The sequence below is a fragment of the Streptomyces sp. NPDC001985 genome, from assembly GCF_040296845.1.
Classification (GTDB): Bacteria; Actinomycetota; Actinomycetes; order Streptomycetales; family Streptomycetaceae; genus Streptomyces.
On record NZ_JBEOYB010000046.1, the window covers coordinates 39816 to 63056 of the forward strand.

The window sequence follows — 23241 nt, forward strand, 5'->3', positions numbered from 1 at the left end:
CCGGGAAGGAAGCGACAGCGATGGAGATCCGATCCACGGCCGACGAGGACCTGGAGGTCTTCGTCGACACGGTCCACACGGCCTTCGGGCACTTTCCCGAGGCCCCTGTCGCGGAGGGCGGGCGCTGGTGGTCGGCGCTCGAAATGGACCGCAGCCTGCTCGCCCTGTCCGAGGACGGCCGGCCCGTGGGCACCGCCGCCGCGTACTCCTTCGAACTCACCCTGCCCGGCCGGCACGTCACTCCCGTCACCGGGGTGAGCGCGGTCGGCGTCCTGCCCTCGCACCGGCGGCGCGGCGTGCTCGGCGCGCTGATGCGGCGGCAGCTCTCCGAGGTGCGGGCCCGGGGTGAGTTCCTCTCGGTACTGCTGGCTTCCGAGGCTCCGATCTACGGCAGGTTCGGCTACGGACCGGCGACGTTCACCACCCGGCTGACGGTGCCGCGCCACCGGGCCGCCCTCGCGGAGCCCCGGCCGCGCGCGTCGGCCGACGCACCGGTGTCCGCCACGGCCGGCGGCACGGTCGAGGTGATGCGGCGCTCCGCGTGCGGCGGAGTACTCGAAGAGGTGTACGACCGGTACCGCCGCGCCCAGCCCGGCGCGCTGTCCCGGCCGCACCGCTGGTGGGCGCGGGGAGCGGGGCAGGCGCCGGTCTCCTCGTCACCGCGCCACATCGCGGTCCACCGGGACGCCGACGGCGTGGCGGACGGGTACGCCAGCTACTCGATCGGGGAGGGCGGCACCCTGACGGTCGACGAGACCATCGCCACCGATGACGCGGTCTTCACGGCTCTGGCCCGGTTCGTTCTCGGGCACGACCTGGTCTCACGGGCCGTGTTCCGGCACGTCCCGCCCGAGCACCCGCTGCGCTGGCGGCTCGCGGACTTCCGGGCGGGCGAGGTCGGTGAGCACGCCGACTGGCTGTGGGTGCGCATCCTCGATGTCCCTCGCGCCCTGACAGCACGCGGCTGGTCCGCGGACGGCGACCTCGTCCTCGACGTGGACGATCCGTTCCTCGGCGCACACGGCCGCTATCTGCTGACCGTCCGCGAGGGCAGAGCGTCCTGTGCCCCCACGGACCGCCACCCCGATCTGTCGCTGGACGTGCGCGACCTGAGCTCGCTCTACCTGGGCGGCATCGCCCCCAGCACGCTCGTCCGCGCGGGACACATCCGGGCCCACCATCCGGGCGCGTCCGCCGTGGCGGACGCGCTGTTCCGTACAGAGAGCCCCCCACACTGCGTGCACTGGTTCTGAGTGCCATGGGGAGAGGCGGCCCGCCGGTACGGGGGTTGCCGGTCCACCGGGCCCACCCCGAGCCGGGCTGGTTCCTCCGCGTTCCCGCATGCGCACTCGTCGAAGCCGACCGCGCACGGTCCGGCACGGCCGAGCACCTGGCCGCACTGCCCGGCATCACCGTACTCGGCCTCGACCTGGCCGCCGCCCTCGCCGTCGCCCGGCAGGAGACCTGGGCAGCGGCGGCCCACAGCCGGCACGCCGCACAGCCCACCGCGGACCGCCCCAACGGCGCCTTCATCGCCACCACCGCACCCAAACTGAGTGCGCCATAGGGCCAGTCCACGCCGCCCGCGCGGGTTCCGTCCGCGGTGCCGGAATCGGTCTGTCCGGACTCTTGATCGCCCCCGCCCGCCCGCTGCACGCCGACACCACCAGGACCGCGATCACATGAGCACCGAGGCGGATCTGACCGGCGCGGACCTCGCACGCCAACCCCTGCGCGCGGCCCGGGGAGACGGCGATGAAGAACCGGCAACACGACGACCGCACTGGCGGATACGGTGACCTCCAGCCCGATGACACCGAAGCAGGCACAGCAGCGCCCGAGGGAACCGCCGCGAAGCAGGTCAAGCAAAACAACATGATCACGTGAAAGAACCCCAGGTCGCGAAGTGTCAGCCCCGCCCACGCGGGGGTCGCCCGTCGGCGAACAGCTCACGTGCCATGACATGACCCGTCAGCCCCGCCCACGCGGGGGTCGCCCGATCCAGTGGTCGACGATGGACCGGGACGAAGTGTCAGCCCCGCCCACGCGGGGGTCGCCCCGAGGTCATCGGCCGCGTGGATCGCGGCGCGCAACCGATTCCCCGGCGTGCCTCCGGCGGCGGCTGCCCCGGCCCGGTCTGAACTGGTCCGGCCGGATTCTGTCCGCCTTCGCCACGACCAGCCCCTGTGCCAGGCTGGTTGTTCACTGATCTGCGGGGGCAGCGCAGGCCGACGGATTGAACACATGACCGCATGATCATCCGTTCGGATGGTTGTGCCGGTGATCGCGATCGGACCGGCGGGGGAGGCACCACAGTGGTGGGCGGGCGCCATGCCCGATGGCGCAGGGGGCGGGTGCCGGTGGTGCGTCGCCCCAGGTTCGTCGGGGCGGGACGAGACGGCTCCCGCCGCCAGGGGGCTCCCTGCGCGGACCGGCCCGAATCAAGGCCGCACATCTTGTCGACACCACGCCACACCACCATCCGACCCACGTCCACGACACCACCACACGGGCCACCGGCCGGCCACCTGGCCATCTGGTCCCACGCCGGGCCCGATGGGAGAGGAACCTCTGTATGAGCCAGCCCACCACATCCGACCGGCCCTGGAAGCAGCCCGCCCGCCGGCTCCTCGCGATCGCTGCCTCCTGCGGCCTGGCCATGGCCTCGCTGACCGCCATGGCCCCCGCCGCGCACCCCGCCCCCGCCGCACCCGCGGCACCGACCGCGGCTGAAGCGCCGCTCGCCTATGTGACCAACTACAGCGACGACACGGTCTCCGTGATCGACACCGCCACCGAAACCGTCACGTCCACCCTCTCGGTCGGCGACGGCCCCAAAGGCGTGGCCGCCTCCCCGGACGGAGCCCGCCTCTACGTGAGCAACGGGAACGCCGGCTCCGTCACCGTGACCGACACCTCGACCGGAACGGTCACCGCGACCATCCCCGTCGGCAACGGCGCGGGCGGCATCGCCGTCTCGCCCGACGGGACCCGCGCCTATGTCGTCAACAGCTCCCTCGAACGCCTCACGGTGATCGACACCGCGGCCGGCACCGTGACCGCCACCATCACGGTCGGCAGCGCCCCGCAGGAGGTGGCCGTCTCCCCGGACGGCAGCCGCGCCTACGTCACCAACTACAACGCCCGCTCCGTATCGGTGGTCGACACCGCCACGAACACCGTGACCGCCACCATCAACGTCGGCGGATTCCCCCAGAGCGTCACCTTCACCCCCGACGGCACCCGCGCTTATGTCACCCGCCCCTTCTCCAACTCCGTCGCGGTGATCAACACAGCCACCAACGCCGTGTCCGCCACCGTCCCCCTCACCGACGGCCCCTACGACGTCGCCGCATCACCGGACGGCGCGCACGTGTACGTCTCCCGGGGCCAGGGCGCCACCATCGCAACGATCGACACCGCCACGAACACCGTGACCGCCACCACCGCCTCCGGAAACACCCCCAGGGGAGTGGCCGTCACCCCCGACGGCGGCCACGTCTACACCGCCAACGGCAACTCGGCCACCGTCTCCGTGATCGACACCGCCACCCACACCACCAGCGGCATCCCCGTGGGCACGACCCCCGTCGACATCGCCATCGCCGAGCGCCCCACCGCCGACCTCGGAGTGGAACTGACCGCCACTCCCCGCCCCGGCCTGCTCAACGGCCGCATCGACTACACCGTGACCCTCACCAACCACGGACCCCGCACCCTCGCCTCCGCCACCGTCACCCTGGACCTGCCCAGTCCCACAGGGGCGACCAGCCCCGACTGCACCCTCACCACCGGCAAGGCCACCTGCACCACCACCGCCCTCGCCCCCGGCGCCGACACCACCCGCCGGATCACCGTGCCCGTCGCCGCCCTCAGTCTCGGCACCCCCCACACCGTCACCGCCACCCGCACCACCAGCACCCCCACCGACCTCAACCCCGCCAACGACAGCGCGTCCCGCACCTGCACCGCCACCACCGCACTCGTCATCAACTGCACCTGACACGCCGGACACCGGCCCAACACCGGCCGTTCCTCCCCGAACCCGGGAGGAACGGCCGACCGCCGTCAGACGTGCCCCCGGCTCCGTGAACTCACAGCCAACCGGATCACGTCGGCGCCCCGGAGCGCTGAGACCCTCGACGCGGCGGCAGCGGACACCACCCGGTCCGGGCCAGGACGCCCGCAGCGCCGTGACGGCTCGGCACTCCGTCACGGCCAGGCCGTCACCGAGCGGCGTTCTCCGACCATGATCTCCAGGTCTTCCTGGAAGCCGCGGGCGTCACCGACCCGGAGCTGATTCTCGATGACTCGCCCGGGTGGAGCAGCGCGGTGGCGGCGCGCCACTGGACTGCCGGCTGACTGCCCGGACCCCGGAGCCGTAAGGGGATCTCACTGTGCCCACAGTCCGGCCCGGAGCCGGTCGTTCACGGCAACGGGCCGGGTTCATGGGCACCGGGGCGGCGGTGCGGGAGTCGGCAGCCCGCACCCCCGCCGCCCGGGTCTATCGGTACCAGTTGCTCCAGGTTCCGTTGGAGTAGCGCTCCTTGTACCAGTTCTTGCCATCCGTGCCGCGTGCCTTCAGCTGAAGGTAGTTGCCGCTGTGGGCGCTGATGACGGGTTGTGAGGTGACCTTGCCGCCCAGCGAGGCCAGACTGCGCAATCCTGCATCAGGGCCGCTGTAGTCGTACCAGGCGGTCCAGACCGCGTAGTCGGCGCCGACGAAGAAGTCCTGCTTCATGCCGTCGGAGTAGAGGTAGCTGGCGATCTTGTGGCCGAAGCCTCCGCCGCAGAGGGCCAGCCCACCGTTCCACCCGCCGCCCGCCAGGGGCTCGGCTGTGATCGCCGGCTTGTCGCACTGGCTGAAGGTCATGACCCTGGGGGAGGCCTGGGCGGTGCCCGCTGTCCCCGCGACGACGCCCACGACCGTGGCGGCGACCACGGCGGCCTTCCCGAGTCTCTTCATCCTCACTGACCCAACCTCCTGATCACACAAAGGACCGTCCGCCGGACGGCGGGCGGTGCACGGCCCCGGCAGAGCCAACCGCCCCCGGCGCCGCCCCGGTAGAGGAAGATCAGAGCGTCCTGGTTCCACGGAACAAGCCCTGATGGCCTATGGCTGCGCCTCCCGGCCTTGCGCCGGCCTCGTCCGCGACCGGAGCACCGCCGATCCCCGCGACGCCGCCATCGACCGGCAGATCGCGAGCGAGGAAGTGCAGCGCCGCGCCCTGGCCGCCGTTCCCGACGGCTGCGGCGGCGGCGAAAGCGGCCGACGCGGCGAGGGAGCACATCGCGCAGTACCTGCTCACGGCACGGCTGGCTGTGCAAGCGGACCGCCCCAGCACCAAGCAGGCCCGGTCCGTGCCGCGGACACACCGACTGCCCGCACTCGGCGCCTGCCCGCTCCACGCCGACACCACCACGACGGTGATCGCACGGGTGAAGCTGAGCGGACGTGGACTTCGCGCGCCCAACCCTGGGGGTGGTCCGGGAGACGGCGACAAGGAACCGACAACACCACACCCGCACTTGCGGGTACGGTGATCCCGATCCCGACGTCACCAGAGCCGAGCACAGCAGCACCCGGGGAACCGCCGCGAAGCAGGTATAGCAGAACAGCATAATCACGTGAAACCACCCGGCCAGGAACGGTCCGCCCCGCCCACGCGGGGGTAGTCCCCTCCACTGCTGGTCAACAAGCAGACGCACTGGGGACCGGCCCATCGGCAAAGACTCGGTCGCCGGAGCCGTATTGCGCGGCCCGACCGGCACCCCGCAATGGCTCCGCGCGGGCCGTCCGCTCGACGAGGCTCTCACCCACGGCCCCGACCCACTGCGCCGTGCCGAGGTCTTCGGCCTCAGCGAAAGGACCGCGATCCGCTGCGCGAACTCCGCCCGCGCCCTCCTGGGGCGAAGGATCTCGACGGTCTTGGTCACCGCACGGTCCGCGGTTGAGCCCGGGGGCCGGGGAGTTCGCTCTGCTGGAGGGTGGTGAAGGCAGGCGTGCGCGGTCTCGGCGGCTTCGGGGTACGCATCCCGTTCGGCGTGTTCGGCCGGCAGCGATCACCTCCGCAGAAAGCGGCCTGCGCGCGCCGGTCTGTGTGCCGGGGTGCGGGCCGTGCGCGCCCGGCGTGTCCGGGCGAGTGTCGCTTCCACCGGATGCTGGACCTGGTCGTGTCGGGGCGTCTGGTAGCTGAGGTCGGGTACGGGGCAGGTAGTCCGCTCGGGGCGCATGACGGGTGTGGTGCCCGTGGCACCCCGGAGACGGGTGTTCGACCGGTACCGGGCCCTGAGCCGGGGCTCCTGAACAGCAAGGCGGTCCCCCCCCATGAACACACCTCGATTCCCCTTAACCCTCTCGCTCTCCCCTGCCCCCGTTGGTCTGTCGCCGGGGCGATGGGGGCGGGTCCGGCGGCGCGCTGTCGCCGTCGGCGGGGTGCTTGCGACGTCGTGCGCCCTCCTGGTCGCCGTGCCGGGGACGGCGTCGGCCGAAACAACCCTTTGTCTTGTCAACAACAGTACGACCGTCAGCGAGACCATCAACGGCACCAGCGGGAACGACCTGATCTTCTGCAGGGACGGGGTGAACCCGGGGACGACCATCAACGCCGGAGCGGGTGACGACCGCATTGTGGTCGACGGGCCCTCCGGGGGCCTGACGGCCAACCGCGGAAACGTCAACGGCGGATCGGGGAACGACGACATCTCCATCCAGAGTGTGACGACAAATGGCAGCGGCAGGGGCGGGGACGGCAGCAGCGGCACCGTCAACGGGGGCACGGGAGACGACAGAATCACCGTCGACGGGGGCAATGGCCGCGTCACCGAGGACACCCTCCCCGGAGGCGTCGGCGGGTACGGCAACACCGGGACCATCGACGGCGGCGGTGGCAACAACACCGTCACGGTCAGCGGTGGGAACGGTGGGCGCGGCGGGACCAGCAGCGATGGCGGCGCGGGCGGTGCGGGAAACCGCGAAGGGACCATCACCAGCGCCGGTTCGATCACCGTCATCGGCGGCGCCGGCGGCAACGCCGGGCAGACCCAGTTCGGCACCACTCCGGACTCCGACGGCGGCGCGGGCGGCATCGGCAACGACGGCACGATCAGGACCCGGGTGCTGTCCCTCCTGGTCAATCAGGTCAACGTGACCGGAGGGAACGGCGGTTTCGGGCTCTCCAACGGCGAGGGCGGCAACGGCGGCGACGCCAACGACGAGACCATCGTCATGACCGGCCGCGTCGCCCTCCAGGGCGGCACTGGCGGCGAGACCCGCCAGACCGGCTCGGAAGGCGGCAACGGCGGCCACGGCAACGACGGTCCCCTCTCCGCCCCCACCGGCGGCACCTCCGAGGGCGGCAATGGCGGCGCGGGCCGGCCCGGCGGCAGCGGCGGGCTCGGCGCGAGTGCCGGAATCGTGGGGGTGGTCGCCGTCACCAACGGATCTCCGGGAGCCACACGCCCCTGACAGGAACACCTGGACACCCGACACCATGAGTCCGTGAGCCCCCGGCCGGGGCGGTGGCCAACGCCGTCCGGCCGGGGGCCGGTCTGCTTCTCCCCTCCCTGCTCACGCCGGGGTGTATACCCGAACGAATATCCGCCATTGTCATAGTTCGCACCGGGTACGCACGGTGGATATATGACAGACATTCAGCGAATCAACGGCGGACGACCGCGTTCGAAGGCCCCGCGCTCCCGGGCGGCCCGTGCCACGGTCGCGATGGCGGGTGTGGTGGGTTCCCTGGCACTGACGGTGGGGTTGGCGACTCCCGCGTCCGCCGCGACTACCCAGACGTTCACCACCAGTGGGACGTTCACCGTCCCGACGGGGGTCACCAGTGTCACCGCCGTCCCTGTCGCCGCCGGTGGGGGCGGCGCGGGTGGGGGTGGCGGTGGCAAGTCCGGCCCTATTTACGGGCCACGCGTCCAAGGGGGCGGGGGAGGCGGAGGCGGGGGTGGCGGCGGCGGAGGCGCCCGGATCACCTGCACCCTGCCCGTCACCCCGGGCCAGACCCTTACCCTCACCGTCGGCGGCGGCGGTTGCCGGCGGTGCCGGCGGCGCTGGGGCAACCCAACTGCCGGCAACTCGGGCCAGTTCCGGTACCGCTGGTACCGGAGGCGGCCGGTCCGCTCTGACCAGAGGGGGGATCGACCAGGCATCCGTGCCGAGTGGCGGTCGCGGCAGGGGCGGACTCGCGGGCGGGGACGGCGGCAACCCCTTCACCGGTGGCGGCGCGCTCGGCGCCGGAGGAGCGGCAGGCTTCAACGGCGCGGGCGGTGGGAGCATCCTCGGTGTGGGCTCCGTCTGTCTCGGCACACCATCCGGCAGCGGCAACGGGGCCCGGTCCGACGGCAACACCGGCGGAGCAAATGGAGCTGCGGCCGACAGGCCGGCAGTAGCGGCCGGAGGTGTCGGCGGCGAAGGAGCCACCGGAGGAGCGGCAGGCACCCCGCTCCCGTCCACTTGTCCGTTCGGCACTGGTCAGGGCGGAACGGGTGGCGACGGCGGGAGCGGGGGGAGCGTCATACCGTCCGGCTTCGGCTCGGGAAGCTCCGGCGCTCCCGGTGGCAGCGGCGGCGCCGGCTGCGTCACCCTCACCTACTGAACCAACCCCTTTTCCCAGCTTCGGCGGAATGCCGGTGAGCCCGGGCCCTCGGACGTACTCGTGGTGGCTTGAGCACGAAGGTCCACCTGACCAGTGACAGCCGGGCACGACCGCTGTCCATCCATCTCACTGCGGGCCAGGCCGGTGACGCGCCGGCCTCCGAGGCGGTCATGGCCGGAATCCGGATGCCACGAAGCGGGGTCGGCAGACCAAGAACCCGGCCCGCGGCTGTCCTCGCTGATCGCGGCTGTTCTTCCCGCGCGATCCGTGGGCATCTCCGGCGCCGAGGTATCCGGGCCGACCTGGTCCGCAGCCCGCGGACCAGGTCGGCCACCGCTTACGCAGAGGCCGCGCCGGAGGTCGCCCGCCTGGCTCCGACGCCGAGGGACACAAGGAGCGCAACACCGTTGAACGGTGCGTCTCCCGGCTCAAGCGGTGGCGCGGCCCGGCCATGCGACCCGACAAGCTTGCCATCGCGTATCAGGCCGCACTCCACCTGGCTGCCATCCTTGTCCGGGCTCGTTGCCGACCAGGCAGGACGACGCGTCACCGAGCGGGAGAAACGCGGTGGTCCCGGCCTGGAGACACCCATAACATCCCCCTATGACCGAGAACATCAGGATCGCAGACGACGAGCATGACGCAGAGGCTGAAAGGGAGCTTTCCTGGCGGGCCAAGTCCGTCGGTCTCGCAGCGCTCGACACAGACGACGCCGAGCTCATGCACAGCTGGAGATCCGACCCAGTAGCCGCCCACCACATAGGCATCTGGCCACGCTCACTCACCGCCGTGCGCGAGCGCGTCGAGCGCGACATCGAAGACGACGATCGCGACGACTTCCTCATCCTCCCTCCCGACGGCACCCCTGTCGGCTACGTCGCACTGACCAGCCAGAACATCGTCAACGGGACAGCCCAGGTCGAGCTGTTGATCGCTGCTCGACATCGCGGGAACGGCCACGGCACCGCCGCCCTCGACGCCGTGGTGGACCTGGCCTTCGGCGAGCTCCCGATGTATCGGCTCACGGCGGAAACGCACACCGGCAACACCCCCGCGCTCGCCGTCCTTGCCAAGTCCGGTTTCACCCAGGAAGGGGTCAGCCGCGCCGCCTGCCTCCACCACGGCCGCCGCCACGACCTCGCCGTGTTCTCGCTGCTCCGCCCCGAGTGGGAAGAGCTGGCCCGTCCTCGCGCCTGGGACGCCTGACCTGACCGGCGGAGCACTTGCCGAAAACTCTGTCCGGCCAGGCACCACACTCCTCAGGGCATCAAGGAGACAGGCTCTGGTCCGGCCCGACCGCGCCCGGGTCCCGCTTCAGCCCGGCCGGGAGCGCTGTGCCGTCGTCGCGGCACCTCCGCCACCAGCGCCGGCAGCCTGCCCACGCACACCAGACCGAGGTCAGCCCCGCCCGCGCGAGGGCAGTCCTTGTCCGTCGGCCGCCCTCTCTGTCCACCCCGGCGGCCGGTCGTCCTCGCCCGCGCGGGGGCAGTCCTGCTCGGGAACGGTCACCGCACCCCTGGGTCGCGTCGTCCCCGCCCGCGCGGGGCAGCCCGCACGGATGGGACACGGAGCGTCCCGACCCGGTCTCGTCCCCCCTCGGGGGTAGTCCCTGTTGGCAGCTGTGTCGTCCCGCCCTGACGGGTCTCGTAGGATCTCCTGATCATGAACGTGATGATGGGGAACGAGATGATCGCCATCCCGCCGGGGCAGGTGACGCTGTCGGACCGGCGGACACAGCGCAGTTGGTCGGTCGAGCTGGCGCCCTATCAGCTCGCGGCATGCCCGGTCACCCAGGCGTTGTACACACAGGTCACAGGCCGGCGGCCGAGTATCACCCCTGGGGACCAGCTGCCCGTCGAGTGCGTCTCCTGGTGGGACGCGGTGCGGTTCTGCAACGCCCTGTCCCAGCGCGCCGGCCTCACACCCGCGTACCACTTCCGCGCCGAGGCCGAAATCATCGAGTGGGACGCGTCCGCCGACGGGTATCGACTGCCGACCGAAGCCGAGTGGGAGCACGCCTGCCGGGCCGGGACGACCGGGCCGCGCCACGGGGAACTCGACGAGATCGGCTGGTATCGCGGCAACTCGCACGAGCGCGTCCACGAAGTGGGCGGCAAACGTCCCAACGCGTGGGGGCTTTACGACATGCTCGGCAACGTCTGGGACTGGTGCTGGGACGTCTACGACGCCGAGGTCTATGGCGCCTACCGGGTGCTCCGCGGCGGTGGTTGGTTCGATGAGCACTGGAGTTGCCGGGCCTCCGCGCGCCGCCGCAGCCACCCGGCCTTCCAGGTCGACGACGTGGGATTCCGCCTCGCGCGTTCCGTCGTGCGCCGATCAACATCGTGGTGAAGGCCCTCTGCCGGCGAATCGGATCACTTGAGCTTGTCTTCCACCTTCGCACGGTGTTCGGCCTGTGCCGACTCCTGACGCGTAACCTATGGGTTACGCTTTTGGTGTGGACGACCTGAGCAAGGTGGCCGACGCCATCGCCGATCCGGTGCGCCGGGAGATCTTGATGATGTTGCGCCGTACCCCGCTGACGGCAGGCGACATTGCTGCCCGGTTCACCATCAGCCGACCCGCGGTCAGCCGTCATCTGCGCGTGCTGCGGGAGAGCGGCCTGGTCCGGGACGAGCAGATCGGACGCCATCGGCGTTACTCACTCGTCCCTCCCCGGCTGGGTGACCTCGCCGCCTGGCTCGCTCAGTTCGACACCCGGCGTGTCGACTGGCCGCAGCGGCTGGCCGCGTTGGAGACGGAGGTTCACCGCACTCGACGGGACCGCAATCGGGCCGAGCCCACTGACGATCAGCACACCGCGCGCCAACCCGAGGAGGACACGGCATGACCCCTGAGCCCACCGGACAGCTCATCCCCACGCCGACGGGGCACGACCTGATCCTTACCCGCAGCTACCGCGCCTCCGCCGATGATGTCTGGGCGAGTGTCACCGAGCCGGAGCGCACCGCCCGCTGGTTCGGCCCGTGGCGCGGCCGGGCGGCGGCCGGCCTCACCGTCGAGGTGCAGATGGTGTTCGAGGAGTCGGCGCCCTGGTGCCCACTGCGGATCGAAGCGTGCGAACCGCCGCGCCGTCTCGCCGTCTCGATGGAGGACGAGGCCGGGTCCTGGTCGATGGAACTGCTGCTGGCCGAGAACGACGGCACCACCGAACTCCGGCTGGTCCATCACCTCGCCTCCACAGATCACCTCGGCCAGACCGGCCCGGGCTGGGAGTACTACCTGGACATGCTCACCGCCGCCCGCACGCGCGGGCCACTGCCCGACTTCGAGGACTACTACCCCGCGCAGAAGGCATACTTCGAGTCCTTGGCCTGAGCTGCCCACCCCTCGGAGTTCAACGGGGGAGCGGGGCAACACCGCGGCGTCGAGGCGGGTGTACGACGCTCTCGCGCCGGCGGTCGCCCGGATCAAGGCAGCCGGGAGCCCCGATGACCCCGAGCCGGAGGCCGTCATCGACGACACCATCCCCGGCAAGAGCTGAATCCCGCGCGTCCACCTCATCGTCCAGTCGCGGCCCGTTGTCCGGGGTGTCCGGGCGTTTCCTGTCTGTGCCGGACGGTCCGTGTCGGGGGACGGGGCGTCGGCGCGGGCGGTTTCCGGGGCCGGGCACCGCAGGGCGGTGCCGGTATCGAAGGAGGGCGCGGTGGCGAGACGTCGGCGCCGTCCCCCGCCCTGTCCCGTTCGGGGCAGGGGGTGGCTCAGCCGCCGTCATCGTCGCCTTCTTGCCCCAGCCATCCTGCCGTGCTGCTGCTGCGGACACCCGATTTCCGACCCCTGCCGTTCTCGGCCAGGCTGCCTGATGAAGGCCGGGAGCTCTCACACCCTTCTTCTATTGCGGTCGCATCAGGTGCAGGTCCTCGCCCCAGGCGTCCAGCACCGCGCCGTGCCCGGCCTGCCGGGCCACTGCCTCGACCTGGGCGAAGAGGCGGCGCTGTGCGGATACGTCGCCTGTTCCCGCGATGCGGTCCACGGCGTCGAGCAGCGTTCCGGTGTCCCAGCCCGGCAGCGGAAATCGGGCCAGCTCCCATTCCAGGTACTTGTTGTACGGGCGGGGGCGACGGTCCAGTGCGAAGAGCAGCTCCAGCAGGAGCCGGATGCTGTCGGCGGCGTCGAGCCGGGCCGCGAGCGTGTGCCCGTCGCGGTCGTTCTTGACCGAGCGGTAGAGGGAGTTGGCGTAGGCGTCGAGCGACTCACCTGCCTCCCGGAAGGCTTGGTCGGCGTTGAGCCGTGCCTTTTCGGCCAGGATCTCGGCGACGGCCCCGTCGAGCCGGTCGAGTACGATCCGGGCGCGGGCAAGGGCATACCGCTCGAATCCCGGCATTCCTGCGGCGCGGAACTCGTCGAGTGAGAGAACGAGGAGGTCGAGTTCCGGGGTGCGGTGGCCCGTGAACCGAGTGAGGCCGGTTGTCGCACCATCAGCGAGAACGACGTACAGGTCGTGGTCGGAGTGCTCGGTGGTCATCCCCTCGTGAGCCCGGGAGCCCTTGAGGACAAGACCGACGACAGCTGGATCAGCGACGGCGAGTGTGACGAACGCGTCGTAGGTGAGGGGATTCTGAGCAGTCATTCCGTGATCTCCGGGATCATCGTGATGGGCATGCCAATCAGGCGACCCCGAACTCGGCAGGTCGCTCCCGCACCATCTGCGGCGGCGCTTGGCCGTCGCCCGGAAAATCAACGCACGAGCGGACTCTACTCCCCAGCCGACCCAGGGGCCCTGAGCTTTTTTCTCTCGTCCCGAACTGACCGATGCCTCCGGGATGTCCTCGTTGAGGACCCCGGTTGCCGCAGTGAATGCCGGATTCACCGCGGCAGAGCCCCTACGGTGATCACCGCGACCTGCGGCGGGCCATTCCGGCCGCCACGACAAGGGAGCGTGCCGCGCGGTACTTGCTGCCCGCGCGGCTGGACCAGCCGCGCGGGCAGACCGCCCCGTCGACGGAGATGCCCGGGTCCGCGCCGTGGACGGACCGCTGCCGCCCTCGCCGCCCGCCCGCTGCGCGCCGACGCCACCAGGATGGTGATCGCATGGGCATCGAGGTGGAGCTGAGCGGACGTGGACCTCGCGCGCCAAGCCCTGCGACGCGCGGCCCGGGAACCGGCAACACGGCTACTGCTTCTGCGGATACGGTGGCGCCGAGCCCGATGTCAGCGGACTCGCCGCAGCCCCGTGCCCGGCCCCCGCACCCCGGCGGACACCGTGGGACAGACCTCAAAAGAGCGATCGTGACCCGGCCCGCGGGAAGCCGTCGCCGTCAGGAGACGGCCTTGTCGAGGACGTCGGCGAGTTCGGTGGGTGTGGACAGCATCGGCCAGTGCCCGGTGGGCAGGTCGAAGCGCCGCCACGGCGGCTGGTTCAGGTGGGCCAGCGTCGGTATCCCGGCATCCAGCAGGCCCGTGAAGTCATGGCAGGTGATCAGGACACGGTCCACGCCGGCGCCGGGCTCGGTCGGGCCGGCGAGGCGCTGGGTGTAGGTGCCGAACGGGTGAGGGGTGGCACGCGAGGACAGAGCATCCCGCTGTCCCTCATCGAGCCCAACGAGGCTTCCGGACAGGCCCAGGACCTCAAACGGCGGCATCGGAAGCCGCCACCCGTCGCCGGAAGCGGAGACCTGCCGGTTCAGCTGGTCCGCTGCCTCCGGCGGCATGAGGTCGAGCATGCACATGCCTGCGGTGAACGGCGCGCTGTCCACGTAGATCACGCGCTCCAGCCGGTCGCCGAGACGCCCGGCCGCCCCGGTGACCGGGGCAGCCCCGTAGCTGTGGGCGACCAGCGTGACGTCGCGCAGATCGTTCTCCTCGATGAAGCCGGTGATGTCCGCGATGTGCGTGTTCAGGTCCGTCTCGGGTCCGGCCTGGGCGGCGCGCTCGGCCAGGCCCGTCAGCGTGAGCGGCAGCGCCGTGTGGCCGTTCTCCCGCAGAGTGCGGGCGGTGTCTTCCCAGGCCCACGCGCCGAGCCAGGCGCCGGGAACGAGTACGAAGGTGGCCATGTGATCTCCCTGATGTGAGGTGCTGTCGGGAGCGTAAAGTTGATACAGGACATATTCCGCCCTGAAATGCCGAGTGATCCATGACGCATCCCCTCACCCGTGTTCTGACCTTGCTGGAACTCCTCCAGTCCAACGCCCGACTCACCGGGACGGAGCTGGCGGACCGTCTGGACACCGACGTCCGCACGGTGCGTCGGTACGTGTCCCACCTGCGGGAACTGGGCATCCCCGTGGAAGCCGAACGCGGCCGCCACGGCGGCTACCGCCTGGCCCGCGGCTACCGGATGCCACCCCTGGTACTCACCAACGACGAGGCCCTCGCCGTCGTCCTGGGCCTGCTCGCGGCAGAACGCCTCGGCATGGGCACCACCGCACCGGCCAGTGCCGGTGCCCTGGCCAAGATCGGGCGGGTGCTTCCGCACTCCCTGCGCGAGCCGCTCGCCGCCATGCGGGAGACCCTCTCGTTCACCGCCAACGCCGTGATCGGGCAGACACCCGGAACCGGCGTCCTGCTGGCCCTGGCCCAGGCATCCCGCGCCGGCACAACCGTCGGCATCAGCCACCAGTCCTGGCGGCAGGAGCAGACCGAACGCGACATCGACCCCTACGGCGTCGTCTTTCACACCGGCCGCTGGTACGTCGTCGGCCACGACCACCTCCGCGACAGCCTGCGGACCTTCCGCATCGACCGCGTCGCCTCCACCACTCCCCGGACCCGGCGCTTCACCGCCCCCGTCGGCTTCGACCCCGTCGCCCACCTGACCTCCACCCTGGCCCAGGGCGCCTACCGCTGGGAGGTCGAGGTGACGATCCACGGTCCACTCGATGAGATCGCCCGCCGGCTGCCCCGATCAGCGGTGACCCTCACCGCCCAGCCCGCCGGCGTCCTCATGCGCGCACGAGCAGATCGGCTGGACGGCATGGCACACCTCCTCGCCTCCCTGGAGTGGCCCTTCACCATCCACCACCCCGACGAACTGCGACAGGCCCTCAAGGACCTCGCCGACCTGCTCACCGCGGCCGCTCAACGGCAACCGGAAGAACCGCCGCGGTAAATGCCGGATTTACTGCGGAGAGCCCCACCGTGGTCATCGCGACCCGCGGTGGGCCGGGCCATTCACGCCTCCGGCGCGAGGTGTACGCGTTCACCGCGGCGGCTCCGGAAGGGCGGGGCGGGCATGGTGGTCGAGCCGGTGACCGAACCCGAAGGCAGGGGCGCGTCGCGGTCGCGTGAGCGCCCGGGTCACATGGCCCTGTCCGCCCCGCCGGCGTCGTACACCGCGGCGGTCGAGCGGTACCTCACCGGCGCGGGCATCGCGAAGCCCTCCGCGCGGATCCACCGGATCTCGCCGACGATGTGAGGGAGGATGCTCGCCGGTGAACCGGCGCCGACCGGGGCCGCCCGCCGGGGCGCGAAGCCTCCGCCCCGCGCAATCGCCACGATCTACGATCCGGTGCTGCCGGAGGTGCCGGCCGGACCGGCGGCGGCGCGAGCGGACGAGAGGGACGCCGACGGAACGACGGACAGAGCGGGGCATCGAGCGAGGCCGCACGCGGACGATCCCGGCGCGGGCGGCGGGGACGACCGCGTGGGCGACAGCGTTCCCAGGAGCACGGCCGGACCACCCCCGCGGGTGGGGCGGACGTGCGAGGTCCGGGCGAGATGCCGGCTCCGGGTAAGGCGTGTCTGCCTCGTACCTCCGCCAACGCCTGAGTGCTCGTGGGAACAGCAAGGCGATGACCCGGGTGGCCGGAAGGGCTCACTACCGTGGCACGGGGCGCTGCGGCAGCATGTCCTTCTCCGCCGTAGTAGGGAGAGGGCGTCCGTGAGAGAGCACAGGAAGCCGGAGCCGGACCTGAGCCGGGGCAAGCCGGCTCCGGACAACGCGGACGGACAGGTTCTCCCGGAGCCCGACCCCGACGGCCGGCCCAAGAAGTACCGATGACGGACGACCAGCGGCAGCACCTGACGCGGGCCATGGAGCAGCGCGGCGCCTGGCGCGCGCCGGCGCCGTGGAACCGCCGGGCCGCCGGGGCACTGCCCGGAGAGGCGTTCGCCCCGGAACGGATATGGCGCTGGACCAGTCACGCGTACGCGCCGCTGGACCGGGATACCGGCCCGGCCTGCCGGGCAGCCGCGGTCAAGAAGTCCGACGACAAGATCGCTGAGATCACGGCGGCCGCCACGGGGACGGGGGTGCCGATCCGTATCGGCGTCAACGCCGGTGCTCTCGCCCCCCGGCTGCTCGCGAAACACGGCAGAACCGCCTCCGAGGCGCTGGCCGAATCGGCCCTGTGGGCATGCGGTCTCTTCGAGGGGCACGGCTTCCAGGACCTCGGAATCGCAGTGAGGCACCGCGATCCACGTACTGCGATCGCCGCCTGCCAGCATCTCTCCGATGCCTGCGACTACCCCCTTCACCTGGGCGTCACCGGAGCCGGCACCACTTCGCAGGGCTTGATCAAGACCGCCGTCGCCTTCGGGATCTTGCTGAACGAGGGCGTCGGCGACACCATCCGCGTCTCGCTGTCCACCGACCCCGTCGATCAGGTCGAGGCGGGCTGCCGCATTCTGTCTTCACTCGGTCCGCGTCAGCGCATGCTGGAGATCGTCTCCTGCCCGGCCGCGGACGCTTCCAAGCCGGCATCCACAGACTCGCCAATCAAGTCGAAGCCGCCTTCGACGGGTTCCCTGACCCTCCGCACGTGGCGGTCACGGGCTGCGTCGTCAACGGTCCCGGCGAAGCCCGCGAAGCCGGCATCGGCGGCTCCTCCGGCAACGGCAGCGGACAGATCTCCGTCCAGGGCACAACCGTGCGCACCGTCCCTGAGAGCCGGATCGTTGAAGCACTGCTCGAAAAGGCACTCAACCTCACGCGGGCAGCCGCCCCCGGCGACAGCGGGGAGATCATGACGTGACGCTCCTGCCCGCGAACGAAGAGCTCGACCTGCAACTGCTGAAACGCCCCGTCGAGGATGTTCTGGCCGGCTTCCTGGCGGTGAAGCGCGCCCGCAACACGGCAAGCCGGCTGCCTGATCTGACCACCGCGCTCCGGGACTTCGTGATGGCCGGCGGGAAGCGGCTGCGCCCGGTTCTGACTCTGGTCGGCTGGCACGCGGCAGGCGCGCACGGCGCCCCGTCGACGGTGCATCACCTGGCGGCCTCGCTTGAGCTGTTCCATGCCTTCGCACTGATCCACGACGATGTCATGGACCGGTCCGACACCCGCCGCGGCCAGCCCACCATCCATCGAACCTTCGCACAACAGCACACCGGTCCCGGCACCGCGCATGCCGCGGAGAGGTTCGGTGAGGGGGCCGCGATCCTCGTCGGAGATCTCGCTCTGGTCTGGTCCGACGAACTCCTGCACGCCGGCCATCCCACACCGGCGCAACTCGACAACGTATTGCCTTTGCTGGCCGAGATGCGCAGTGAGGTCGCCTTCGGCCAGTTCCTCGACCTCGAAGCCGGCGGCACCACCCACCACAGCGTAGAAACCGCCTTGAACGTCATCCGCTACAAGACCGCGAAGTACACCATCGAACGCCCCCTGCACCTGGGCGCCGCCCTCGCCGGCGCCGGCCACACCACCCTGGAACAGCTCTCGGCGTACGCGATCCCGCTCGGGGAGGCGTTCCAGCTCCGGGATGACCTCCTCGGCGTCTTCGGCGACCCGGCCACCACCGGCAAACCCGCACTCGACGATCTCCGCGAGGGCAAGGCCACCGTACTGATCGCCCTGGCCCTGGAACGCGCCCATCCCGCCCAGGCCGCCACACTGCGCCACTATCTGGGCAATCCCGCCCTGACCGAGGACCAGGCGCACGCGGCCCGTCGCATCATCACAGCCACCGGGGCCGACCTCTTCGTGGAAGAAATGATCACCGAACGCTATGAACAAGCCCTCTTCTCCCTCAGGAAGGCGCCCTTTGCCGTGCCCGCGGTCCAGGCGCTGAGCCGTCTCGCGGACTCGGCCGTGCGCAGGCACACATGAACGAGGCCGGCGCGGCCGCATAGCCAGCACTTTTCATCAGACGCTTCGGAAGCGAGCCCCATGGATGTCTGGAATGCCGAGGACTGCGGTCTGATCAACCAAGCCTCACGGTCGATGCTGTCCCGTATCGGTGTGGCCGCGGAAGGGCATCGGGCAGCAGACGGGGCGACTACCTATATGGTCGGCACACCTCTCTACGAGCCCTATCAGTCAACCGTCATGCCCTGCTACGACGGGGGATACGAGATGGCCAGGCGCGTCCTGAAGGCGGTGTACTCGCCCGAGGTGCGCGGCAGCATCACGGCCAGCCCGGTCGCTGACACAGTCCGCCGCACCGTCGCCACGCAGGCGGGGGGCCTGTGGCGCGGCGGTGAAAGACCGGCTGCCCGTGGCCTGGCCGCACTGGCCCGCATCGCCCCGCGCAAGGGCGGCGAGGTGAAAGAGCTGTGGGCCGAGTACCGCCGGCGAAACCCGGGGGCAGCCGACCCCATCATGGCCATGAGGGAGTTGTGGGGCAGCATCTACACGTGGCAGTTCATCCGCGGCGACAATGCCGGCCTGCACGATCTGTGCGCGTCCGTGATGTGTCTGACCACGGCGGTGGACTTCGCCGGTGCGGCGGATGATTCCGGTGCCGGCAGCCACCACCCCTACCAGGTGGCTGCCAGCGAGGGCCTCACCTGCCTGGCAGGTCCTGCTGCGGACCAGGTGGTGAAGGACATGGTCGCCGTCGGCGGCCTCATGACGATCAAGGACGAGCTGGCCGACGCGGCACTCGCGACCAGCAGCCCGACGGCCAGCCACACCGTGACTCCTGAGGAGTACATGCGCGCGCGCTGGTGGGACGGCGCCATGGTCCCGCACCACCGGGTGATGCTCTCCACCAGCCACTACCGGCACGTCAGCAACGGCCTGGGCACATTCCCGGCAGCCAGATCCTGTACGGCTATCCAACGGGCCATCGACAATCTGCTGCGCTACAACGACATCGTCGACGCGGTGGCGGATTACGTCCACCACGAATGCTTCAACGCGCTGCTCCTGGGCCTGGCTTCCCATAGCCACCTCAGCGTGGCCGGCTATGGCACCGCGCTGGCCGAGGTCTGCGACGCGGTACTGGTCTGCGGCTGTGGGCAGGCAGGGCACGACGAAGCCGCCGAACTGTCCATGGGCGCCTGCCTGTGGTACCTCCTTGTCCCCCGCTACCTCGTCCAACGGCAACTCGCCCACCTCGCCCACACCTCCAGCCCGGTTGCCACCGCCTACGCCCTGACGCCCCCCGGTGGACGTCTGCGTTCCACCGCGGCCGGACTGCACGCCGGCAGCCAGTTGCACTCGCCGTCCTGGGAACCCCTCTGGCACGCGGACTCCTCGCGTTCGGCCGAAGACAACGCGCGGCGCATCGCCCGCCGATGCCTTCCCCGAGGGGGCCTCGACTCCGACCCGTGCGCGGCCCTCGCAGCCTCGGCCCTTGCCCGCTGCGAGCGCGCCGACGCACTCCCCGATCTGCACCACCTGGCTGACGACTGGAAGAACGTCTTCGACGCCGCCCTCGACGCAAGCGGCACACCCCGCAGCGGCCCGGCGGCACGACTCCGCGACCACATCGGTAGAATCTGGCACCAAACAGCCCTGGACAGCGCGCCGGAAGCGGACGCGGCGGTCCGCCTGTTCATGGATGTCGATCAGGCAGTCAGAGACAGCTACCGCCTCCCCCTGGAGGAAGGCCTACTCGTGCGCCGAGCATTCTTCGGGGCCACCACGGGGGCATTGGAGCTTGCCGGGCTCAACCCGTACAGCCGGCTGGTCAACGGCATCACCGTCACCTGCCAGTAGGGGCTCGGCAGTGCTGCACCACCATGGCCGAAAGGCCGGTCTCTGGAAACGTTCCTGTCATGGTATCGAGAGACCCGACGACGCTCATCAAGCAGCGAGCAACCCTCAACTGATCGCGGCATCGGCAATCCTGGCGGAAGGTGCTCTTGTTGGAATACATGATGCAGACAGGTGTGAAGCCCGGCGGGAAATGAGGTCGTGTGCAGGCTCCGGTGGACCTGGATCGTGGAAGGGACATCTCATGAAGGTGGTCAAGGCCCCCAAGGCGCTCCCGGTGCTGGGACACGGACCGGCGCTGTGGCGTGACCCTCTGGAATTCCTGTCGTCGCTCCCCGCGTACGGGGATCTGGTGGAGATCCGGGTCGGGCCCCGGCCCGTGCTGATCCCCTGCACCCCGGCCCTGGTCCGGCAGATCCTCCTGAATGACCGGACATTCGACAAGGGAGGGCCGCTCATCGACAAAGGGCGTGACTTCATCGGAAACGGGCTGGCGACCTGCCCTCGTGACGACCACCGGCGTCAGCGACGCCTGGTGCAGCCCTCGTTCCATTCCAGCCGCTTACCTGCATACGCGAGGACGATGGCAGAGGAAATCTCCGCTTCCCTCGCCTCCTGGGAAAGCGGGCAAACTGTGGATCTGCTCGGCGAGATGAAGAAGATCACAACTCGCGTGACGGCCCGTGTGGTATTCGCCTCCGGAATGCCTGAACGTGACGTTGTGCAAGTGGGCCGCGATTTTGGGATCTTCACGGATGGTGTTTTCCGGGGGATGCTGCTGCCGGACTGGATGGCGAAGCTTCCCCTTCCTGCTCATCGTGCCTACGGGCGCGCGTACGCACGTCTGAGTGGGATGATCGGGCAAACCATCAGTGCATACAAGGCTGACGGGTCTGACAGGGGAGACCTCCTGTCTGCCCTGCTGGCTGCACGAGAAGCGGATGAATCGTTGTCTGAAGCGGAAATCCGCGATCAGATCATGACCTTCCTCTTCGGAGGGATCGAGACCACAGCGATCCTCCTGACATGGGCTTTGTACCTGCTGGGCCGGCATCCTGAAGCTGAGGACAGGTTGCGTGCAGAAGTGGACGCGCAACTGGCCGGACATGCGGCGGAACTCAAGGATGTCGACAAATTCCCGTTCGTCAGCGCCGTGTTGAACGAGACGCTCCGCCTCTATCCGCCGGGGTGGATGGTGCCCCGAGTCGCTACTCAAGACGCAACGCTGGAAGGCCATTTCATAGCATCAGGCACCGTACTGGGAGTCAGTGCCTACGTAATGCATCACCGACCGGGTGGCGTTGCCTGTCCAAAATCCTTCATTCCGGACAGGTGGAATCGGAGTGGCGCGCCGTCATCTCATGAGATGTTCCCATTCGGCATGGGTGCACGAAAATGTATCGGCAACGACTTTGCGATGCTGGAGGCGACGCTCGCACTCGCCTCGGTGATATCGCAGTGGCGTTGCGAGATCGCGCCGAAGAGTCGGGCGAGGCCAGAGCTGAAGGCACTTCTCCAGCCTCGTGATGTCCGGGTCCGACTGGTCAGGCGAGAGCATTGATAAAGTATTGACACAGGTCGGTGTGGCCCATGGGGGCTCCCTGGCAGGCTTATGTGTCTCCGAGTTGTCTGCGGTGCTCTTGAGCGCGCCTCTGGCGCGCGTTCGGTAGGGGTAGTGGACAGTCGTCCCCGCCCCCGCGGGGGTCGTTCGCTGGTAGGAACCCCTTTCGGGTGGCTCGATTCGGCCTCGCCGAACATGAAGAAATGATCAGGAATTCTTCGAAGGTGTATCTTTGGGCTGGGCATAAAGATGGATTGTGGACTGTCCGTTGCGGAATCCGCCCCTCCTGATGGGTCATCAGATCAGGTTCGAGGGGGCTCTCCATTTCTCTTCGATATGTGTCACGGCGTGCGCGGCAGCGGGAGTGCGCCGTCCGGAGCCGTGCCCGCCACTGGCGGAGGTCCGGGCCGCCACCGATGCGGGGCGCGGGCCTGCCCGACCCCTCCCGACCGCTCCTCGTGGCGGCCCGGCTCGGCCGCGCCCCCTCACGACCACCGGATATCCACTCCGTTCCCTCCCGTTGAAGGAGTTCACCATGACCGCACCCACCCTGTTCGCCGAGGTCCACATCCTGCAGAGCCTCCCGCCGTCCAACTGAGCGCCCGGCTCGCCCAGCCCGTCACCAAGGGAGGCGCCGGCCTCGGTGAGGACCAGGCCGAGCGCCTGGCCGGGGCTCTGCTCACCCCGCTGGGCATCACCCAGTCCGCCACCAAGGCCCCACGCGCTCTCCACCCACACGGTGCGCACCGAATTCGACTACTGCACCGCGGTCGACGACGAGAACACCGAGGACTCCGGAGCGGGCATGATCGGCACCTGGAGTTCAACTCGTCCACGCTCTACCGGTACGCCGTCCTCGGCCTGCACCAGCTGCGCGACCCCACCTCCGCCCAGGACGCCGTCTCATCGGCCCCGGAACCCGCGTCACCCACGCCGCGGTCACCCTGCTCGCCGACTCCGCCACCACCCTGTGCCGGGTCGGCGAACAGGGCGTCCGCCTCTACGCCTCCGGCCTCGGCGCGGCCCGCACCTCCCACCTCCGGTTACACCAGGCAGGGCTCGTCACCCGCCCCAAGGAACGCGTCGCCGTCGCCCGCCGCATGCACGATCTGCGCTTCCCCGGCGAGAACACCCAGGGCCTGACCCTCCAGCAACTCCGGGGGGAGGTGGGCTCAGTGGGTACTCTCCGCACACTGCGTGCCCGGTGTCCCGCCGTCAAGCCGCCGCCG

At 70.1% G+C, this 23241-nt stretch carries 19 protein-coding genes and 3 pseudogenes; 18 read left to right on the forward strand and 4 right to left on the reverse strand.

The features are described 5' to 3' along the window. Window positions 1-20: 20 nt before the first annotated feature. The 4 genes from ABT122_RS21240 (at window position 21) to ABT122_RS21255 (ending at window position 4003) form a co-directional block, all read left to right on the forward strand. Window positions 21-1253, forward strand: a complete 1233-nt coding sequence (locus tag ABT122_RS21240; protein ID WP_351554336.1) for a GNAT family N-acetyltransferase — start codon at window positions 21-23, stop codon at window positions 1251-1253. Between the two features lie 5 nt (window positions 1254-1258). After that, window positions 1259-1567, forward strand: coding sequence for a hypothetical protein (locus tag ABT122_RS21245; RefSeq protein WP_502976173.1), 309 nt, complete (start codon window positions 1259-1261; stop codon window positions 1565-1567). 188 nt (window positions 1568-1755) lie between these two features. Continuing rightward, on the forward strand, window positions 1756-1887 hold the full coding sequence (locus tag ABT122_RS21250; RefSeq protein WP_351554339.1) for a hypothetical protein: 132 nt from the start codon (window positions 1756-1758) through the stop codon (window positions 1885-1887). A gap of 688 nt (window positions 1888-2575) precedes the next feature. After that, window positions 2576-4003, forward strand: a complete 1428-nt coding sequence (locus ABT122_RS21255) for a beta-propeller fold lactonase family protein (RefSeq protein WP_351554342.1) — start codon at window positions 2576-2578, stop codon at window positions 4001-4003. A 501-nt stretch (window positions 4004-4504) separates the two neighbouring features. Here the strand turns inward: ABT122_RS21255 and ABT122_RS21260 are convergent. After that, a complete protein-coding gene (locus ABT122_RS21260) occupies window positions 4505-4966 on the reverse strand; it encodes a DUF8189 domain-containing protein (RefSeq protein ID WP_502976175.1) in 462 nt (153 codons plus the stop codon). 1470 nt (window positions 4967-6436) lie between these two features. Here ABT122_RS21260 and ABT122_RS21265 point away from each other — a divergent pair. Continuing rightward, the gene (locus ABT122_RS21265) at window positions 6437-7468 is read left to right on the forward strand and encodes a hypothetical protein (RefSeq protein ID WP_351554348.1); all 1032 of its coding nucleotides are present in this window, start codon (window positions 6437-6439) and stop codon (window positions 7466-7468) included. Window positions 7469-7653: 185 nt separating this feature from the next. Here ABT122_RS21265 and ABT122_RS21270 read toward each other — a convergent pair whose 3' ends face one another. Further along, the gene (locus tag ABT122_RS21270; protein ID WP_351554351.1) at window positions 7654-7848 is read right to left on the reverse strand and encodes a hypothetical protein; all 195 of its coding nucleotides are present in this window, start codon (window positions 7846-7848) and stop codon (window positions 7654-7656) included. 805 nt (window positions 7849-8653) lie between these two features. Here ABT122_RS21270 and ABT122_RS21275 point away from each other — a divergent pair. The 5 genes and pseudogenes from ABT122_RS21275 to ABT122_RS21295 form a co-directional block, all read left to right on the forward strand. After that, window positions 8654-9203 (forward strand): annotated as a pseudogene (locus ABT122_RS21275) (transposase); the annotation flags it as partial. A 9-nt stretch (window positions 9204-9212) separates the two neighbouring features. After that, window positions 9213-9815 carry a GNAT family N-acetyltransferase gene (locus tag ABT122_RS21280; RefSeq protein ID WP_351554354.1) on the forward strand — a complete coding sequence of 201 codons (603 nt, stop codon included), beginning with the start codon at window positions 9213-9215 and terminating at the stop codon, window positions 9813-9815. A 456-nt stretch (window positions 9816-10271) separates the two neighbouring features. Further along, window positions 10272-10961: a formylglycine-generating enzyme family protein gene (locus ABT122_RS21285; protein WP_351554357.1), complete on the forward strand. Its 690-nt coding sequence runs from the start codon at window positions 10272-10274 to the stop codon at window positions 10959-10961. Window positions 10962-11067: 106 nt separating this feature from the next. After that, entirely contained in the window at window positions 11068-11460 is a 393-nt protein-coding gene (locus ABT122_RS21290) for a metalloregulator ArsR/SmtB family transcription factor (RefSeq protein ID WP_351554360.1), read from the forward strand. Continuing rightward, window positions 11457-11948: an SRPBCC family protein gene (locus ABT122_RS21295; RefSeq protein WP_351554363.1), complete on the forward strand. Its 492-nt coding sequence runs from the start codon at window positions 11457-11459 to the stop codon at window positions 11946-11948. The genes ABT122_RS21290 and ABT122_RS21295 overlap by 4 nt, the downstream gene beginning before the upstream one ends. 514 nt (window positions 11949-12462) lie before the next feature. Here the strand turns inward: ABT122_RS21295 and ABT122_RS21300 are convergent. Further along, entirely contained in the window at window positions 12463-13200 is a 738-nt protein-coding gene (locus tag ABT122_RS21300) for a hypothetical protein (RefSeq protein ID WP_351554366.1), read from the reverse strand. 688 nt (window positions 13201-13888) lie between these two features. Continuing rightward, complete coding sequence (locus ABT122_RS21305; protein WP_351554369.1) at window positions 13889-14623, reverse strand: alpha/beta fold hydrolase; 735 nt, start codon at window positions 14621-14623, stop codon at window positions 13889-13891. Window positions 14624-14703: 80 nt separating this feature from the next. On the opposite strand from ABT122_RS21305, the gene ABT122_RS21310 reads away from it, so the two are divergent. The 8 genes and pseudogenes from ABT122_RS21310 to ABT122_RS21340 form a co-directional block, all read left to right on the forward strand. Then, window positions 14704-15678 (forward strand): helix-turn-helix transcriptional regulator, encoded by a 975-nt coding sequence (locus ABT122_RS21310; protein ID WP_351554372.1) that lies wholly within the window; start codon window positions 14704-14706, stop codon window positions 15676-15678. Between the two features lie 138 nt (window positions 15679-15816). Next, on the forward strand, window positions 15817-15984 hold the full coding sequence (locus ABT122_RS21315) for a hypothetical protein (protein ID WP_351554375.1): 168 nt from the start codon (window positions 15817-15819) through the stop codon (window positions 15982-15984). 617 nt (window positions 15985-16601) lie between these two features. After that, a pseudogene (locus ABT122_RS33640) lies at window positions 16602-17126 on the forward strand (flavodoxin-dependent (E)-4-hydroxy-3-methylbut-2-enyl-diphosphate synthase); the annotation flags it as partial. 143 nt (window positions 17127-17269) lie between these two features. Then, on the forward strand, window positions 17270-17542 hold the full coding sequence (locus tag ABT122_RS33645) for a hypothetical protein (protein WP_502976176.1): 273 nt from the start codon (window positions 17270-17272) through the stop codon (window positions 17540-17542). Beyond that, window positions 17539-18618 (forward strand): polyprenyl synthetase family protein, encoded by a 1080-nt coding sequence (locus ABT122_RS21325; RefSeq protein WP_351554378.1) that lies wholly within the window; start codon window positions 17539-17541, stop codon window positions 18616-18618. The genes ABT122_RS33645 and ABT122_RS21325 overlap by 4 nt, the downstream gene beginning before the upstream one ends. Window positions 18619-18678: 60 nt before the next feature. Beyond that, window positions 18679-20454: a hypothetical protein gene (locus ABT122_RS21330; RefSeq protein WP_351554381.1), complete on the forward strand. Its 1776-nt coding sequence runs from the start codon at window positions 18679-18681 to the stop codon at window positions 20452-20454. 241 nt (window positions 20455-20695) lie between these two features. Continuing rightward, a complete protein-coding gene (locus ABT122_RS21335) occupies window positions 20696-22012 on the forward strand; it encodes a cytochrome P450 (protein WP_351554384.1) in 1317 nt (438 codons plus the stop codon). A 902-nt stretch (window positions 22013-22914) separates the two neighbouring features. Beyond that, window positions 22915-23187, forward strand: a pseudogene (locus tag ABT122_RS21340) (type I-E CRISPR-associated endonuclease Cas1e); the annotation flags it as partial. Window positions 23188-23241 lie beyond the last annotated feature (54 nt).

Coding starts and splice junctions, on each gene's coding strand:
- ABT122_RS21240 (WP_351554336.1), top strand. CDS start 21: ATGGAGATCCGATCCACGGCCGACGAGGACCTGGAGGTCTTCGTCGAC.
- ABT122_RS21245 (WP_502976173.1), top strand. CDS start 1,259: ATGGGGAGAGGCGGCCCGCCGGTACGGGGGTTGCCGGTCCACCGGGCC.
- ABT122_RS21250 (WP_351554339.1), top strand. CDS start 1,756: ATGAAGAACCGGCAACACGACGACCGCACTGGCGGATACGGTGACCTC.
- ABT122_RS21255 (WP_351554342.1), top strand. CDS start 2,576: ATGAGCCAGCCCACCACATCCGACCGGCCCTGGAAGCAGCCCGCCCGC.
- ABT122_RS21260 (WP_502976175.1), bottom strand. CDS start 4,966: ATGAAGAGACTCGGGAAGGCCGCCGTGGTCGCCGCCACGGTCGTGGGC.
- ABT122_RS21280 (WP_351554354.1), top strand. CDS start 9,213: ATGACCGAGAACATCAGGATCGCAGACGACGAGCATGACGCAGAGGCT.
- ABT122_RS21285 (WP_351554357.1), top strand. CDS start 10,272: ATGAACGTGATGATGGGGAACGAGATGATCGCCATCCCGCCGGGGCAG.
- ABT122_RS21295 (WP_351554363.1), top strand. CDS start 11,457: ATGACCCCTGAGCCCACCGGACAGCTCATCCCCACGCCGACGGGGCAC.
- ABT122_RS21300 (WP_351554366.1), bottom strand. CDS start 13,200: ATGACTGCTCAGAATCCCCTCACCTACGACGCGTTCGTCACACTCGCC.
- ABT122_RS21305 (WP_351554369.1), bottom strand. CDS start 14,623: ATGGCCACCTTCGTACTCGTTCCCGGCGCCTGGCTCGGCGCGTGGGCC.
- ABT122_RS21310 (WP_351554372.1), top strand. CDS start 14,704: ATGACGCATCCCCTCACCCGTGTTCTGACCTTGCTGGAACTCCTCCAG.
- ABT122_RS21330 (WP_351554381.1), top strand. CDS start 18,679: ATGGATGTCTGGAATGCCGAGGACTGCGGTCTGATCAACCAAGCCTCA.
- ABT122_RS21335 (WP_351554384.1), top strand. CDS start 20,696: ATGAAGGTGGTCAAGGCCCCCAAGGCGCTCCCGGTGCTGGGACACGGA.